9 protein-coding genes and 3 pseudogenes are annotated in these 17,135 nt (G+C 53.2%); 5 read left to right on the top strand and 7 right to left on the bottom strand.

Annotated elements, in window-relative coordinates; genetic code table 11:
• The first annotated feature begins 211 nt into the window (after positions 1 to 211).
• The 5 genes from purL to glnB all read left to right on the top strand — a co-directional run bounded on the left by purL (position 212) and on the right by glnB (position 8,539).
• Positions 212 to 4,099, top strand: a complete 3,888-nt coding sequence (gene purL / locus AC0XWG_RS12990; protein WP_475680645.1) for a phosphoribosylformylglycinamidine synthase — start codon at positions 212 to 214, stop codon at positions 4,097 to 4,099.
• Positions 4,100 to 4,628: 529 nt separating this feature from the next.
• Positions 4,629 to 6,056, top strand: a complete 1,428-nt coding sequence (gene qseE / locus AC0XWG_RS12995; protein ID WP_028016069.1) for a two component system sensor histidine kinase QseE/GlrK — start codon at positions 4,629 to 4,631, stop codon at positions 6,054 to 6,056.
• A 1-nt stretch (position 6,057) separates the two neighbouring features.
• Positions 6,058 to 6,786 carry a two-component system QseEF-associated lipoprotein QseG gene (gene qseG, locus AC0XWG_RS13000; RefSeq protein ID WP_049005972.1) on the top strand — a complete coding sequence of 243 codons (729 nt, stop codon included), beginning with the start codon at positions 6,058 to 6,060 and terminating at the stop codon, positions 6,784 to 6,786.
• Entirely contained in the window at positions 6,783 to 8,120 is a 1,338-nt protein-coding gene (gene glrR / locus AC0XWG_RS13005; RefSeq protein ID WP_028016071.1) for a two-component system response regulator GlrR, read from the top strand. The genes qseG and glrR overlap by 4 nt, the downstream gene beginning before the upstream one ends.
• A gap of 80 nt (positions 8,121 to 8,200) precedes the next feature.
• On the top strand, positions 8,201 to 8,539 hold the full coding sequence (gene glnB / locus AC0XWG_RS13010; RefSeq protein ID WP_003860685.1) for a nitrogen regulatory protein P-II: 339 nt from the start codon (positions 8,201 to 8,203) through the stop codon (positions 8,537 to 8,539).
• A 41-nt stretch (positions 8,540 to 8,580) separates the two neighbouring features.
• On the opposite strand, the pseudogene dtpD reads toward glnB, so the two are convergent.
• The 7 genes and pseudogenes from dtpD to hmpA form a co-directional block, all read right to left on the bottom strand.
• A pseudogene (gene dtpD, locus AC0XWG_RS13015) lies at positions 8,581 to 10,055 on the bottom strand (dipeptide permease DtpD).
• Between the two features lie 54 nt (positions 10,056 to 10,109).
• Positions 10,110 to 12,251, bottom strand: a complete 2,142-nt coding sequence (gene cadA / locus AC0XWG_RS13020; RefSeq protein WP_028016073.1) for a lysine decarboxylase CadA — start codon at positions 12,249 to 12,251, stop codon at positions 10,110 to 10,112.
• Positions 12,252 to 12,327: 76 nt separating this feature from the next.
• Positions 12,328 to 13,662 carry a cadaverine/lysine antiporter gene (cadB, locus tag AC0XWG_RS13025; protein ID WP_129323982.1) on the bottom strand — a complete coding sequence of 445 codons (1,335 nt, stop codon included), beginning with the start codon at positions 13,660 to 13,662 and terminating at the stop codon, positions 12,328 to 12,330.
• A gap of 340 nt (positions 13,663 to 14,002) precedes the next feature.
• Positions 14,003 to 14,260 (bottom strand): annotated as a pseudogene (locus AC0XWG_RS13030) (lysine decarboxylation/transport transcriptional activator CadC); the annotation flags it as partial.
• Between the two features lie 22 nt (positions 14,261 to 14,282).
• Positions 14,283 to 14,980, bottom strand: a protein-coding gene (locus AC0XWG_RS13035) for an IS1 family transposase (protein ID WP_223216367.1) whose coding sequence is annotated in 2 segments (ribosomal slippage) — positions 14,283 to 14,731 and positions 14,731 to 14,980 — 699 coding nt in all. Because the reading frame shifts where the segments join, the coding sequence is not laid out codon by codon here.
• Positions 14,981 to 15,025: 45 nt separating this feature from the next.
• Positions 15,026 to 15,709 (bottom strand): annotated as a pseudogene (locus tag AC0XWG_RS13040) (winged helix-turn-helix domain-containing protein); the annotation flags it as partial.
• A 147-nt stretch (positions 15,710 to 15,856) separates the two neighbouring features.
• Positions 15,857 to 17,047: an NO-inducible flavohemoprotein gene (gene hmpA / locus AC0XWG_RS13045; RefSeq protein WP_108090917.1), complete on the bottom strand. Its 1,191-nt coding sequence runs from the start codon at positions 17,045 to 17,047 to the stop codon at positions 15,857 to 15,859.
• Positions 17,048 to 17,135 lie beyond the last annotated feature (88 nt).

Here is a 17,135-nt window from a genome sequence, read left to right on the forward strand (position 1 = left end):
AAGGTTTGCCATTGAATGAGCGGCATTTTGCGTAAACTTGCGCCACTTGGCAACCCATTAGAGAGACAGGTCACATCTATTGTTAAACATCTGCGTATATTTTATTTCGACGCAAACGGTTTCGTCGGCGCTCAGGATTCTCTATAATGACGCCCGTTTTCCCCCCTTGCGCACACTGTAAGCGCCCCGGCGCTTCGAAGACGAGAGACTTATGATGGAAATTCTGCGTGGTTCGCCTGCACTGTCTGCCTTCCGTATTAACAAACTGCTGGCACGTTTTCAGGCGGCCGACCTTCCGGTAAGCAATATTTACGCTGAGTATGTCCATTTTGCTGACCTGAATGCCCCCCTGAATGCAGAGGAGCGCGTACAGCTGGAACGCCTGCTCAAGTATGGCCCAAGTCTGAGCAGCCATACGCCAACCGGCAAACTGATCCTTGCGACACCGCGTCCGGGCACCATCTCCCCCTGGTCTTCCAAAGCCACCGACATCGCCCACAACTGTGGCCTGAGCCAGATTAACCGTCTGGAACGCGGCGTGGCGTACTATGTGGAAGCTTCCACTCTGAGCGAAGAACAGTGGCAGGCGGTTGCAGCTGAGCTTCATGACCGCATGATGGAGAGTGTTTTTGCCTCTCTCGATGACGCGCAGAAGCTATTCTCCCACCATCAGCCTGCGCCGGTACAGAGCGTGGATTTGCTGGGGCAGGGGCGCCAGGCACTGATTGACGCGAACCTGCGTCTTGGCCTGGCACTGGCAGAAGACGAAATTGATTATCTGCAGGATGCGTTTGTTAAGCTGAACCGCAATCCGAATGACATCGAACTCTATATGTTCGCGCAGGCCAACTCTGAACACTGTCGTCACAAGATTTTCAACGCCGACTGGGTTATCGACGGCGAACAGCAGCCGAAGTCGCTGTTCAAAATGATTAAAAACACCATGGAAAAAACCCCTGACCACGTGCTGTCTGCCTACAAAGACAACGCTGCGGTAATGGAAGGTTCCGAGGTGGGCCGCTTCTTCGCCGATCGCGAAGCAGGGCGCTATGACTTCCATCAGGAGCCCGCGCATATCCTGATGAAGGTCGAAACCCATAACCACCCGACGGCGATCTCCCCGTGGCCGGGGGCGGCGACCGGTTCCGGCGGTGAAATCCGTGATGAAGGTGCGACCGGTCGCGGGGCTAAACCAAAAGCTGGTCTGGTCGGTTTCTCCGTTTCCAACCTGCGCATCCCGGGTTTTGAACAGCCGTGGGAAGAAGATTTCGGCAAGCCAGAGCGCATTGTAACCGCGCTGGATATCATGACCGAAGGCCCGCTGGGCGGCGCGGCGTTTAACAACGAATTTGGTCGTCCGGCGCTGAACGGTTACTTCCGTACCTATGAAGAGAAAGTGGACAGCCACAACGGCGAAGAGCTGCGCGGCTACCACAAACCGATCATGCTGGCGGGCGGGATCGGCAACATTCGCGCCGATCACGTGCAGAAAGGCGAGATCGTCGTGGGCGCGAAGCTGATCGTCCTCGGTGGCCCGGCAATGAACATCGGCCTGGGCGGTGGGGCGGCTTCTTCTATGACCTCTGGTCAGTCTGATGCGGATCTTGACTTTGCTTCCGTGCAGCGCGACAACCCGGAAATGGAGCGTCGTTGCCAGGAAGTGATCGACCGCTGCTGGCAGCTGGGCGAAGCTAACCCAATTCTGTTTATTCACGATGTGGGCGCGGGCGGTTTGTCTAACGCCATGCCGGAGTTGGTGAGCGACGGCGGTCGCGGTGGTCGTTTCAACCTGCGCGACATCCTGAGCGATGAGCCGGGTATGAGCCCGCTGGAAATCTGGTGTAACGAATCTCAGGAACGTTATGTTCTGGCCGTTGCAGCGGATCAATTACCGCTGTTTGACGAGCTGTGCCGCCGCGAGCGTGCGCCGTATGCCGTTATTGGTGAAGCGACCGAAGAGAAGCATCTCTCCTTAAGCGACACCCACTTTGACAACCAGCCGATCGATCTGCCGCTGGACGTTCTGCTCGGTAAAACGCCGAAGATGACCCGCGACGTTGAAACCCGTAAAGCGGCAGGAAAAGCGCTGGATCGTCAGGGCATTACCGTTGCGGAAGCGGTCAACCGCGTGCTGCACCTGCCGGCCGTGGCAGAGAAAACCTTCCTCGTGACCATCGGCGACCGTACCGTGACCGGTATGGTATCGCGCGATCAGATGGTCGGCCCGTGGCAGATCCCGGTCGCTAACTGCGCCGTGACCACCGCGAGTCTCGACAGCTACTACGGCGAAGCAATGGCGCTGGGTGAACGTACCCCGGTGGCGCTGCTGGACTTCGCGGCATCTGCTCGTCTCGCCGTTGGTGAAGCGCTGACTAACATCGCTGCAACCCAGATTGGCGATATCAAACGTATCAAACTTTCTGCGAACTGGATGGCCGCTGCTGGTCACCCGGGTGAAGACGCAGGCTTGTATGAAGCGGTAAAAGCGGTGGGTGAAGAGCTGTGCCCTGCGCTGGGTCTGACCATTCCGGTGGGTAAAGACTCTATGTCGATGAAGACCCGCTGGCAGGAAGGCAACGAGCAGCGCGAGATCACCTCTCCGCTGTCGCTGATTATCTCCGCCTTTGCTCGCGTGGAAGACGTTCGTCATACCGTTACGCCGCAGCTCGTGACCGAAGACAACGCCCTGTTGCTGATTGACCTGGGTAAAGGCAACAACGCGCTGGGTGCGACCGCGCTGGCGCAGGTTTACCGTCAACTGGGCGATAAGCCGGCAGACGTGCGCGATGTGGCGCAGTTAAAAGGCTTCTACGATGCCATCCAGGCGCTGGTTGCGCAGCGTAAGCTGCTGGCCTACCACGACCGTTCTGACGGCGGCCTGCTGGTGACGCTGGCAGAAATGGCCTTCACCGGCCACTGTGGCGTGGAAGCGAATATTGCCTCTCTGGGCGAAGACCGTCTGGCGGCGCTGTTTAACGAAGAGCTGGGCGCCGTGATTCAGGTTCGTGCGGCAGATCGCGACGCGGTTGAAGCCATCCTTGCGAAGCACGGTCTGGCAGATTGTGTGCACTATCTGGGTAAAGCCGTTCAGGGCGACCGCTTCGTCATTGAAGCTGACGGCCACGCCGTGTTCAGCGAGAGCCGCACCACGCTGCGTATGTGGTGGGCAGAAACCACCTGGCAGATGCAGCGTCTGCGCGACAACCCGGAATGTGCCGATCAGGAGCATAACGCGAAGGCAAATGACAACGATCCAGGCCTGAACGTGAAACTCTCCTTCGACATCAACGAAGATGTTGCTGCGCCGTACATTGCGACTGGCGCGCGTCCGAAAGTGGCCGTGCTGCGTGAGCAGGGCGTCAACTCCCACGTTGAGATGGCCGCAGCCTTCCACCGCGCGGGCTTTGATGCCATCGACGTTCACATGAGCGACCTGCTGGCAGGCCGCACCGGTCTGGAAGATTTCCAGGCGCTGGTGGCGTGCGGTGGCTTCTCCTACGGTGACGTGCTGGGCGCGGGTGAAGGTTGGGCGAAGTCCATTCTGTTCAACAATCGCGTGCGTGACGAATTCGAAACCTTCTTCCACCGTCCGCAAACCCTGGCGCTGGGCGTGTGTAACGGCTGCCAGATGATGTCCAACCTGCGTGAGCTGATCCCGGGCAGCGAAGCCTGGCCGCGCTTTGTGCGTAACCAGTCTGACCGCTTCGAAGCGCGTTTTAGCCTGGTGGAAGTGACTCAGAGTCCTTCTCTGCTGCTGCAGGGCATGGTCGGTTCGCAGATGCCAATCGCGGTGTCTCACGGCGAAGGTCAGGTTGAAGTGCGTGACGCCGCGCATCTGGCTCAGCTGGAGAGCAAAGGTCTGGTGGCGCTGCGCTTTGTTGATAACTTCGGCAAGGTCACCGAAACCTATCCGGCTAACCCGAACGGTTCGGCAAACGGGATTACTGCTGTTACCAGCGAAAGCGGTCGCGCAACCATCATGATGCCGCACCCGGAGCGTGTATTCCGTACCGTGAGCAACTCCTGGCACCCGGAAAACTGGGGCGAGGACAGCCCGTGGATGCGTATTTTCCGCAACGCGCGTAAACAGTTGGGTTAAGCAATAAAATGAATGCAGGCCCGGTGAGCGGAAACGCCACCGGGCTTTTTTATATCTGTCGCAAAACCGCGACAACGCAGTAAAAGGGGTGTCTCCAAATGGAGACATTTAACTTATTGATTTGTATATGACACGACAGTTTCCCGTTAAGGTGTTGCTTAATAGCGACACTTAGCCTGGAAATCATTCAACCGATAATTAACAGGTTAAATGAGTAAAGGCTATATATATCAATGCGTTAATTTTTAGTTTTGCATTCTGGCACGGCTGTTGCATAATACTAACCAGTGGCTCATTCACCCTCTTATGTCAGCCCCTTCGGGACGTGCTACATAAACTTCGAATGACGCACAAAAAGGTGCCTGCCGTCCAACTACTGATCATAGCGATGCTTTATCAGGCCAGGGCGAAACGTCGAGTTAGGCACCGCCTCATTCCACAACAAAGCCGGGTTTTTACCCGGCTTTGTTGTATCTGAAGGGCAGACTCAGTTACGCTCTGCGTAAACCCCCACTAAGAGAGTAATGCGTTGAAACGCTGGCCCGTTTTTCCCCGCTCCCTGCGACAGCTTGTCATGATGGCCTTCCTGCTGATCCTGCTGCCATTACTGATCCTTGCCTGGCAGGCGTGGCAAAGTCTCAATGCCTTGAGTGCTCAGGCGGCGTTGACTAACCGCACGACGCTCATCGACGCCAGGCGCAGTGAAGCGATGACCAATGCTGCGCTGGAGATGGAGCGTAGCTATCGCCAGTACTGTGTGCTTGACGATCGCACGCTGGAAAAGGTGTATCAGAATCAGCGTAAACGCTATAGCGAGATGCTGGATGCCCACGCAGGGGTGTTGCCGGATGACAACCTGTATAAAGCGTTACGTCAGGATCTGAACGACCTTGCTCAGCTACAGTGTAAAAATAGCGGTCCGGATACGACTGCCGCCGCGCGCCTGGAGGCCTTTGCCAGCGCCAACACCGAGATGGTTCAGTCAACGCGTACCGTGATTTTCTCGCGCGGCCAGCAGCTTCAGCAGGAGATTGCCGAACGTGGACAGTTCTTCGGCTGGCAGGCGCTGGTGCTGTTCCTGGTGAGTCTCGGGCTGGTTCTGCTCTTTACCCGCATGATCATCGGCCCGGTGAAGGGCATTCAGCGTATGATTAACCGTCTGGGAGAGGGAAAATCGCTCGGTGATACGGTTGCCTTTAAAGGTCCGCGTGAGTTGCGGTCCGTTGGCCAGCGTATTATGTGGCTGTCTGAACGTCTGGCATGGCTCGAATCTCAGCGTCATCAGTTTCTGCGCCATATTTCCCATGAGCTTAAAACGCCGCTGGCCAGCATGCGTGAGGGCACGGAACTGCTGGCGGACGAAGTGGCTGGGCCGCTGACCACCGAACAGAAAGAGATTGTCGAGATCCTTGATGCCAGCAGCCGCAATCTGCAAAAGCTGATTGAGCAACTGCTGGATTACAACCGCAAGCTGGCTGATGGCGCGGTTGTACTGGAAAACGTCGAGATTGAGCCGCTGGTGGATATGGTGATCTCCGCTCATAGCTTGCCAGCAAGAGCTAAAATGATGCATACCGGTGTAGAACTGAATGCGCCAGCGTGTCTGGCTGAACCCATGCTGTTAATGAGCGTTCTGGATAATCTTTACTCCAATGCGGTGCACTATGGTACTGAATCCGGTAACATTTATATCCGAAGTTATACGAATGGTTCACGGGTGTTTATTGACGTCGCTAACACCGGCACCCCGATCCCCGATGACGAAAAAGCCATGATATTTGAGCCCTTTTTCCAGGGGAGTCATCAGCGTAAAGGTGCGGTTAAAGGAAGTGGTCTGGGCTTGAGCATCGCCCGAGACTGCATACGACGCATGCAGGGTGAGCTAAACATTGTCACGGACGAACGTTCGGATGTTTGCTTCCGTATCGAATTGCCCCTGAGCCGGAAAAATCAATAACATGAATCTATGTCTGGTGAGTATGTCACACGTCTTTTTCCGCGCCGTACGCGCGGTGTTTTCCCGCAACACGCTTCGCCTGAGCTTGCCTTGTTTATTTCTGGCAGGATGTGTTTCCCATGCGCCGCAAAGTGCAATTAGCGATAAACAAGAAGATAAATGGCCAGATAACCAACTGGCAGACTTTCTTTCAACCCGCTGTGAGGACATCTGGAACCTGTCAGGTCATGACGTTGAAAGCAACCCGTTGTTCTGGCTACGCGGAATAGATTGCGCCCAGCGTCTGGCACCGGTAGACGCTCGTTCTAAAGCAGCGATGCTGGATGACGACACCTGGCAGGACGCTTTCAAGCGCGGGATTTTACTGGCAGATGCGAAAATTACCCCCGTTGAACGCCGCGCCAACGTGACCCGGCTGGACACGTTTGTGGTCAACCTTCCGGTCCAGGTTCGCCCGGTATACCAGCTCTGGCGTGATGGGCAGACATTACAACTTCAACTGTCTGAAGAGCGCTCCCGCTACAGTAAATTGCAACAGTCCACCGACAGCGAACTTGATACGCTGCGTCAACAGCAGCAACATTTGCGTACGCAACTGGATACCACGACGCGTAAGCTGGAAAACCTGACCGATATCGAAAGACAGCTTTCGTCGCGTAAATATCAGCCGGGGAGTTCATCTGCTGCACCGGACAGCGATACGCCGAAACAAGAGGATGTGAAGCCATGACCAGCCGTAAACCTGCCCATCTCTTACTGGTGGATGACGATCCCGGGCTGTTAAAGCTGCTGGGCATGCGTCTGGTGAGTGAAGGCTACAGCGTGGTAACCGCTGAGAGCGGGCAGGAGGGGCTGAGAATTCTCAGCCGCGAGAAGATTGATCTGGTGATAAGCGACCTGCGGATGGACGAAATGGACGGCCTGCAGCTGTTCGCGGAGATCCAGAAGCAGCAGCCGGGCATGCCTGTCATTATTCTCACGGCGCACGGGTCGATTCCGGATGCGGTTGCCGCGACCCAGCAGGGGGTGTTCAGCTTCCTGACCAAGCCGGTGGACAAAGATGCGCTTTACAAGGCTATCGACAGCGCGCTGGAACATGCCGCCCCGTCGAATGATGAAGCGTGGCGGGAGTCTATCGTCACCCGCAGCCCTATTATGCTGCGTCTGCTCGAACAGGCCCGTATGGTGGCGCAATCTGACGTCAGCGTGCTCATTAACGGCCAGAGCGGTACCGGGAAAGAGATCCTCGCGCAGGCGATTCATAATGCCAGCCCGCGCAGCAAAAACGCTTTTATTGCGATTAACTGCGGCGCACTCCCGGAACAGCTGCTCGAATCTGAACTGTTTGGGCATGCCCGCGGCGCTTTCACTGGCGCGGTAAGCAGCCGGGAAGGGTTATTCCAGGCAGCGGAAGGCGGCACGCTTTTCCTGGATGAGATTGGCGACATGCCTGCGCCGCTGCAGGTTAAATTACTGCGTGTGTTGCAGGAACGAAAAGTTCGCCCGCTGGGCAGCAACCGCGATATTGATATTAATGTGCGTATTATTTCGGCGACACACCGTGATTTACCGAAGGTGATGGCCCGCAACGAGTTTCGCGAAGATCTCTACTACCGTTTGAACGTGGTGAACCTGAAGATCCCAGCGCTGGCCGAACGTGCGGAAGACATTCCCCTGCTGGCGAACCATCTTTTACGCCAGGCGGCCGATCGCCATAAACCGTTCGTTCGTGCGTTTTCCACCGATGCGATGAAACGGTTGATGGCCGCAAGCTGGCCGGGCAACGTGCGTCAACTGGTGAACGTAATTGAGCAGTGCGTCGCGCTGACCTCATCACCGGTTATCAGCGACGCGCTGGTGGAGCAGGCACTGGAAGGGGAAAACACGGCATTGCCGACGTTTGCCGAAGCGCGGAATCAGTTCGAGCTGAACTATTTGCGTAAGCTGCTGCAAATTACCAAAGGCAACGTGACCCACGCGGCGCGAATGGCGGGGCGTAACCGCACCGAATTCTACAAGTTACTGTCTCGGCACGAGCTGGAAGCGAACGATTTTAAAGAGTAGTACCGCAAAATTCGCTTGAATATGATACTGTGAGCAACCGATTACGAAGCAGCTTACAGGCAAGAGTTTAAGGACCCACCATGAAAAAGATCGATGCGATTATTAAACCTTTCAAACTGGATGATGTACGTGAAGCGCTGGCGGAAGTTGGCATCACCGGGATGACCGTGACGGAAGTGAAAGGTTTTGGTCGTCAAAAGGGCCACACCGAGCTTTACCGTGGCGCAGAGTACATGGTGGACTTTCTGCCGAAAGTGAAAATTGAAATCGTGGTGAGCGACGACATCGTGGATACCTGTGTGGATACCATCATTCGCACGGCGCAGACGGGCAAAATCGGCGACGGCAAAATCTTCGTCTTTGACGTGGCGCGCGTGATCCGTATCCGTACCGGCGAAGAAGACGACGCGGCGATTTGATGGTATTCCTTCGCTGCCATTCCCTGGCGGCGAAGGGGCTTTTAATCGTGCTCTGTTTCCGGCAACGTGAGTGGAGAAGGGGTAAAACATCTTCTCAAACCAACGAATGTAACGATCAGTACCACGCAGCCTAGCGTCCACCCGCTCATCTGAGAGAAAAAGTGGGCATAGGCAGCAACCGCCGTATCGTTAATCTGTGGCTCTGTGGCTCTGTGGTTTGTTGCGCCACGCGTCCTGCCAGCCAGTTGGCGACTGCGCCTGTTGCCAGCATATAAATCCCCGTTAACAGACCTGTGATGCCCGGTAGATTCAGACGGGTGATTTGCGCCATCGCTACCGGGTCGATAAACAGTTCGGCGAAACCCATTAGCGCCAGACCGGCGATCATCATCCCCATTGAGACCTGTCCGTTTAACCCGCCATGACGTGCATTCAGCGCCAGTAACATAAAACCAACGCTCATTAACAACAGACCTAATGCGAACTTCAGCCATAAGCGTAGCGCTGAGCGTATTTTCCCTTCCGGACGCGCTAGCCAGGAAAGGGCAATACCTGCTGCCATTACTGCAATGGCATTAACTGACTGAAACAGTGCAGTTGGCACCTCGATATTAAGCAACTGTCGGTTAACAAAGCGGTCGATAAACAGGCTGATAGTACTGCCACCCTGCTGTGCCAGCACCCAGAACAGCGTCCCTGTCATCATCAGTATCGCGATTTGCCACAGTGCGCGGCGATGCTCAGGAAATCTCATCATAATGCGCGCCACCATTATCACAGCAAACGCGCACACGGCGACCAGTAGATAACCAGAGCCATTATTCTCCAGTAACAGGGTAAAAAAGAGGGGCGCGATGCACAGCATTATCAGCAGCCAGCCCCAGACCGGAAGGAGATACTTTTTGCTGCGTAATGCCTGTTTATTGACGCCGCGCGTATGGTGGAAGTGGTGATGCCCGCTGAGGAAAATCAGCAAACCTGCAAACATGCCGATCCCGGCCAGTGCAAAGCCAATATGCCAGCCGTACCATTGCGCCGCCAGTCCACAGGCAATCGGCGCAGCAATGGAGCCAATGTTCCCTGCGGCATATAACAGCGAAAATCCGCCATCACGACGTGGATCGTCGTGGGCATAAAGTTCTCCCAACAGACAACTGATATTGGATTTAAACAGACCATAACCACATATGATTATCGCCAGTGCAACGTACAGACTGCGGGTTGAGTCAGATTCGATACCTAACACCACATGGCCGAACGTCATCAGCAATGCACCGGTAATAATGGCCGTGCGGTTGCCAAGCAGGCGGTCAGCCAGCCAGCCGCCGAGAATAGGGGTGACGTAGACCAAAGATGCGTAAGCGCTAAAGAGTGTGATGGCGTGGCTATCGTCGAAACCAAGCTGATGGGTAAGGTAGAGGATAAGCAGAGCACGCATGCCGTAAAAGCTGAAATATTCCCAGATTTGAATCGCCACGATGTAATAAATCGCGCGCGGTTGTGAGGGTGTTTTCATGTTATCTCCTTGCGGCGTGAAAAAGGGAAGTGGCAAGCCACTTCCCTTTAGTCTTTATTTATCGTTTTTCAGTACCTTAACGGTATAACGACCATCCGCCTGGCGATATGCACCATGGATGTCGGTTTCAAAGCCTGGATAGTGAGCACCTATTTCGCACAGCATTTGCAGGAATTCCAGCACTGGACGGCTCTCTTCAGTGATCATCTCACCAGGCATAACCAGCGGTACTCCTGGAGGATATGGCAGGATCATATTGGCGTTGACGCGGCCCACCATCTCACTGAGATAGACCTCTTCCGTCTCACCATGCAGCTCTTTCTGGAACGCGGCATACGGCGTTATCACCATTTTTGGCAGCACTTCAAATGCACGGAACATCAGATCCGGCAGATTATGATGCTCAACGAGTTTATGAATGTTCTGTGCAAGCTCCTGAATGCGCATGCTTTCGTAGAACTCAGGATTCTCACGATAGAGCGATGGCAGCATGTTTTTCACGCGCAGATTGAGATCGAAAGCGCGTTTGAAATCGGTGAGTGCGCGGAGCAGACTCAGGGCTTTCGTTTTATCAATACCGATGCTGAACAGGAACAGCAGGTTATACGGACCCGTTTTCTCAACCACGATGCCTTGTTCATCAAGGTATTTCGCGATGATACTGGCAGGAATACCGAAGTCGTCCATGGTGCCATCTTTCTTCATCCCCGGTGTCAAAATGGTGACTTTAATCGGGTCGAGATACATATGCTCGTTATCAATGTTCTTGAAACCGTGCCATGCACTATCGGAACGCAGAGGCCAGCATTCAGGCTCATCAATGTGTTCCGGCTGCCACACATCGAAGAACCAGCCTTCAGATTCGCCTTTCAGACGTTTAATCTCTTTGCGGAATTTCACTGCGCGCTGAATAGAACCGTCGATCAGACGCTTACCGGCATTACCTTTCATCATCGCCGCAGCGGTTTCAGTGGATGCCACAATCCCATAGTGCGGAGAGGTTGTCGTGTGCATCATGTAAGCTTCGTTGAAGGTCTCTTCGTTTACGTCGCCTTTTACATGAATCATCGAAGCCTGAGAAAACGCCGCCAGCAGTTTGTGCGTGGACTGAGTTTCATAAATCACTTTACCTTCCGCACGACCGCCGCTCATCCCACTTTTACCCGCGTAAATAGGGGAGAAATTGGTATAAGGTACCCAGGCCGAGTCAAAGTGGATGGATTTTACATCCAGCGTTTTCTTGATGTAGTCGGTGTTGTAGAGCAGACCATCGTAGGTGGAATTGGTTATAACGGCGTGCACTGGCCAGGTCGCGTTTGGCGTCTCTTTTACGCGTTTGGCAATGGTTGCATGCTGAAGTTCGCTCTGCGGGATCCCGCCGAGAATACCGTATGCGTTACGGGTTGGTCGGAAATAGATCGGCGTAATATCGCTCATCATCATCAGATGCGTCAGCGATTTATGACAGTTTCGATCGATCAGTACAGTGCTGCCTGCAGGTGCTGAGTACATGCCGACAATTTTGTTCGCTGTGGATGTACCGTTGGTCACCATGTAGCTGCGCTCAGCATTGAATACACGAGCGATATACTCTTCTGCCTCTTTGTGCGGGCCGCTATGGTCAAGCAGTGAACCGAGTTCGGATACGGAAATCGAGATGTCAGATTTCATGGTATTAGGGCCAAAGAAGTCGTAGAAAAGACTCCCTACCGGGCTTTTCTGGAACGCGGTGCCGCCCATATGGCCAGGTGTACAGAACGTATATTTCCCTTCGCGAACATATTTGAACAGCGCTTTGGTCAGCGGCGGCAAAATCGTGTCGATATATTCATCTGTGTTCTGTTTGATTTTGGCGGCGATATCGTCAGCGGCACCGAGAGCATACTCAAAGAAACGTACTTTCATACGCAGATCGTTGAGGCTGACGTCGAGCGTGGAGTATGAATTAGCGAATGCATACAGCGGCATGTATTCGTTCATTTTGCTGATATCTTCACACAGCTCGAGATTGTATTTATCCCAGTCGAAAATAACGCCGCACAGACGCGCATTGTTCTCAATGAGTTTCAGTAAGTCTTCGCGGTCATTTGGGTAAACAATACGGAAATCCAGACGCTCAAGTGCGCGGTGGAGCTCACGGATAGGTTCTTCTTTAAAGTAAACGCCCATGTGATTCATGATAGCGATAACATTCATAGTCTTATCTCCAGGTGTAGAAAACCCCTCCCGTCACGGTGTGACAGGTGTCAGGAAGGGCTATAAGAAAGGGGGATTAAAGTGCGTCGGCGGTGGTGCTGTCGGCGTCGTTGTTATGTTGGCGCTGGTACATCTTGCGGCCATAGAACATCAGAATGACGAGGCTGACGATAAAGGTGCCAGACAGTTCGAAGGAGTTGGCCCCCATCAGTGCGATGAAGCAGAACGCGCAGCCAAGAATGGAGCAGACCAGGCTTGCCAGGTTGCGAACGTTAACGCCTTCGAAGCGAATCAGGTCAACGCAGGAGTAGAAATACGGCAGCATGGTCAGTAGTACTGCGATACCCGTCAGTTCGCCGAACAGGTCTGAGGCTTTACCGCCGCTTGAGTTCATCACGGTGATGAGAACCATCAGTACGGTCATTTTCAGCGCTGCCAGCAGCAGGCCTTTTTTCGGGATACCATTGCTATCAACTTCGCCGTAAATTTTCGGGAAGTTACCATCGTTAGCGGCGCGAACCCCGGCCTGGCCTACCAGCATCATCCAGGAGCCCAGTGAGGTCAGGCAGGCGAAGGCGGTGAAGGCAGATACTATCGGTGCAGCCCAGTTACCCATGATGGTTGAGGCACTGATAGCGAATGGTGCGCCAGAAGCGGCCATTTCAGAGGCCGGATACATACCAGAAATCACCTGTGTTGCCGCGATATAGACAATACCGGCCAGAGCGGTGCCCAACATGGTTGCCAGAGGCACTGTGCGTTTAGGGTTTTTCACCATCCCGGTGCTTACCGCAGCGGATTCAACCCCAACGAATGCCCACAGGCAGAGCAGGATACTTTTGATCACCGCATGAGGGTCGGTAGTGGTAGAGGTGTTCCAGTTTGCCTGATAGATGGCAGCATCAAACCAGTGCCATCCCGCAATCGCAGTCACTACGACCGGGATCAGCACCAGTACCAGACCGATAGTCGTCAGGCGGCTCACCCAGGTCCCACCAAGCATATTCACAAAGGTAAACAGCCAGACAATTGCAATACAGGCAATACCTGCCGGAACAGGATTATTTAATGCCGGGAAGAAGGTGGAAAGATAAGAGACAGCGGTAATACCAATTGCCAGATTACCAATCCAGTTTGCGTGGTAATAAAGCACACCGGTCTGGAAACCGAAAGCGGGAGATAATTCCCCGGCATAAGCAATTGGGCCACCTTGTTGAGGGTTTTTGGTGGCCAGGCGGGCGTAGACATATGCCAGAGACATTGCCCCAATAATGGAAATCACCCATCCCCAAATTGCAATGCCACCGATGCTGGCAAGGTTTGCGGGTAATAAAGCAATACCGCTTCCCATCATATTACCGGCGACGACACCGGTGCAGGCAAATAGGCCTATCTTTTTGGCTGAACTCATGTTCGTTTCTCCTGAATTTTATTTTGGAGGTGCGGACCGTTGTTTAAGGCTCAAAATGATCCGACCGACTGACCGCAAGGTTACGGATGCGAACAGGAGAAGTCCTAAAGATAAAGTGAAATAAAAGACAACTTCAAAAAAATGATACCCTGAGATTTTTTCGTTAACATATCAGGATAAAAATTTTATATCAGGAAAAGATAAATAATGATATCTAACAGGGGATTGATGATATTTTTATTACGGCAGGGATTGTTGCCTGGAGGTAACAATTAACACCTCCTGGCAACATTTTTACTACTTACTGAATAAATTCATTAACGCATTCAGAGGGCGCTTTCTACTCTTGTGCAAGAAACGTTTTTAAATAAGGGGCCGCTTTTTTAATGGAAGTCTGGAAAACGCCATTCTCAATCCAGTAGAGAGTGTTTTCACCCGGCCTTAAGTTAAATGCTGTAATATAAGCATCAGCCGCCAGACGATTATCACCCTTCATCTCATAGATCTTTCCCAGTAACACATAATTTAGCCAGGACATTTCGAGTTCAATGCTTTTGTTAATGTTCCTGTATGCATTGTCAATATCACCTTTGCTTAATCCATTGGGTAATGACTCCAACTTACTGATAGTGTTTTATGTTCAGATAATGCCCGATGACCTTGTCATGCAGCTCCACCGATTTTGAGAACGACAGTGACTTCCGTCCCAGCCTTGCCAGATGTTGTCTCAGATTCAGGTTATGCCGCTCAATTCGCTGAGTGTAACGCTTGCTGATTACGTGCAGCTTTCCCTTCAGGCGGGATTCATACAGCGGCCAGCCATCCGTCATCCATACCACGACCTCAAAGGCCGACAGCAGGCTCAGAAGACGCTCCAGTGTGGCCAGAGTGCGTTCACCGAAGACGTGCGCCACAACCGTCCTCCGTATCCTGTCATACGCGTAAAACAGCCAGCGCTGACGTGATTTAGCACCGACGTAGCCCCACTGTTCGTCCATTTCCGCGCAGACGATGACGTCACTGCCCGGCTGTATGCGCGAGGTTACCGACTGCGGCCTGAGTTTTTTAAGTGACGTAAAATCGTGTTGAGGCCAACGCCCATAATGCGGGCGGTTGCCCGGCATCCAACACCATTCATGGCCATATCAATGATTTTCTGGTGCGTACCGGGTTGAGAAGCGGTGTAAGTGAACTGCAGTTGCCATGTTTTACGGCAGTGAGAGCAGAGATAGCGCTGATGTCCGGCAGTACTTTTACCGTTACGCACCACGCCTTCAGTAGCTGAGCAGGAGGGACAACTGATGGAGATGGAAGCCACGGGAGCACCTCAAAAACACCATCGTACACTAAATCAGTAAGTTGGCACCATTACCCCCAGGCCGATGGCGTAGGACTGTTGAGAAGACCACTTATTGCAAGAGATACCGCGCTCAAAACGTACATCTATATCGCGTGGATTGAGTAGCAGGCGCGTTTTGGTCACCGGTGGGTGAGAATTGATAAGCGACATGATAACCAGCGCAATCAACGCACCAAGTGACAACAGAAACAGTAGCCAGGTCCAGAAGGAGGCGACACGATTTCGTCGATCGACTTTTTTCCGTGCCTGTCTGAATGAGGGAGCGGACGCTGTTTCCGGTTCAGGAAGCGTATTGATCTGTCCGGCAGGCGTCGTTTCTGGTGAGGCTATAAGCGTGGATGGCCCACTGTCGGCGCTTTCTTCAGTCATCCAGACCACCGGCGCGGTGAGCTTGTAGCCCCTCTTTGGCACTGTGGTGATGTATTCTGGACTCTGCTCATCACCGTCTTTCAGCCATTTGCGGAGTTCTGAAATGCTCTGGGTAACCACATGACTGGAGACAATATTGCGCATCCAGATGTTATCAATGATCTCATCCCGGCTCAGGACTTCATCAGGATGACTGGCGAAATACACCAAAAGATCAATTAAGCGTGGTTCAAGCGTGAGTTGGCGACCTTGTCGACTAATTTGATTTATGGACGGCGTAACTCGCCACTCGCCAACGCGTACAACAGGTTGTTGCATAAAAAAGCATCCCCAGGCGGAAAAGGGAAAAGAAAAATCATAACATGAATGACAAACTCATTATTGATAAGCCACAAGACTCAATGTTGAAGATGAAAGAAAAAAAGGATGCCGCTAAATACAGCATCCTGAGAGGAATTGGTCGGTTTACAGCACTTTATGAGGCCCGAAACACTCGTAATGAATGTTTTCAGATTTGATCCCCAGCGTAACTAACTGTCTGGCGGCAAACTGCATAAAAGCGACTGGGCCGCAGAGCCAGAATTGCATCTCTGGATTGCTGAACAGGCTCTCGTGTTTACTCAAATCCATCAAGCCCTCGCTGTCGAATCGTGCATTCTGACGGTCATCTTCATTAGGCTGGCGATACCAGGTATGCGCGGTAAAGCGTGGCAGGGTCGCCCCCAGCGTTTTTACTTCATCCGAAAAGGCATGCACATCACCGTTCTCGGCGGCGTGGAACCAGTTTACCTGTGCGGTGTGGGTTGCTTTCGCCAGCGTATCGAGCATCGCCAGCATTGGCGTTTGGCCGACACCCGCAGAGATCAGCGTAACAGGGGTATGCGTTTCAACGGCCATAAAGAAATCACCAGCAGGTGCGGCCAGATGTACCACGTCACCCACGCTGGCTTCGTTGTGCAGCCAGTTTGAAACCTGACCGCCTTCTTCACGCTTCACTGCGATACGGTAACGTTTACCGTCAGGTTTGCGGGTCAGGGAGTACTGGCGGATCTCCTGATGCGGGAAACCTTCAGGCTTCAGCCAGACGCCCAGATACTGTCCTGGCTGATAATCAGCTACCGGCTGACCGTCAACCGGTTCAAATTCAAAGCTGGTAATAAGCTGGCTGCGCGGCGTTTTCTCAACGATACGAAACGCACGCGTACCTTCCCAGCCACCGTTCTTACTGGCGTTTTCGCTGTAGATTTGCGCTTCACGATTGATGAATACGTTTGCCAGCACGCCGTAGGCTTTACCCCACGCGTCCAGTACCTCCTGACCCGGACTGAACATTTCGTCCAGGGTCGCTAACAGATGGCCGCCAACGATGTTGTACTGCTCCGGTTTGATCTGGAAGCTGGTATGTTTCTGCGCGATTTTTTCCACCGCAGGCAGCAGCGCTGCCAGGTTTTCAATATTACTGGCGTAGGCCGCGATAGCATTGAACAGGGCTTCGCGCTGATCGCCATTACGCTGGTTGCTCATGTTGAAAATCTCTTTGAGCTCCGGGTTGTGCGTGAACATACGATCGTAGAAATGGGCAGTGAGTTTAGGACCGGTTTCTACCAGCAGGGGAATAGTGGCTTTTACAGTAGCGATGGTTTGAGCGTCGAGCATGAGCGCGTCCTTCTGATGTCATTTTAATGATGTATTTTAAATGCATCTTATAAAAATACCCCTTCGTTGTAAATGGTTCTTTGCAACA

Source organism: Enterobacter sp. DVT3837 (assembly GCF_056238685.1).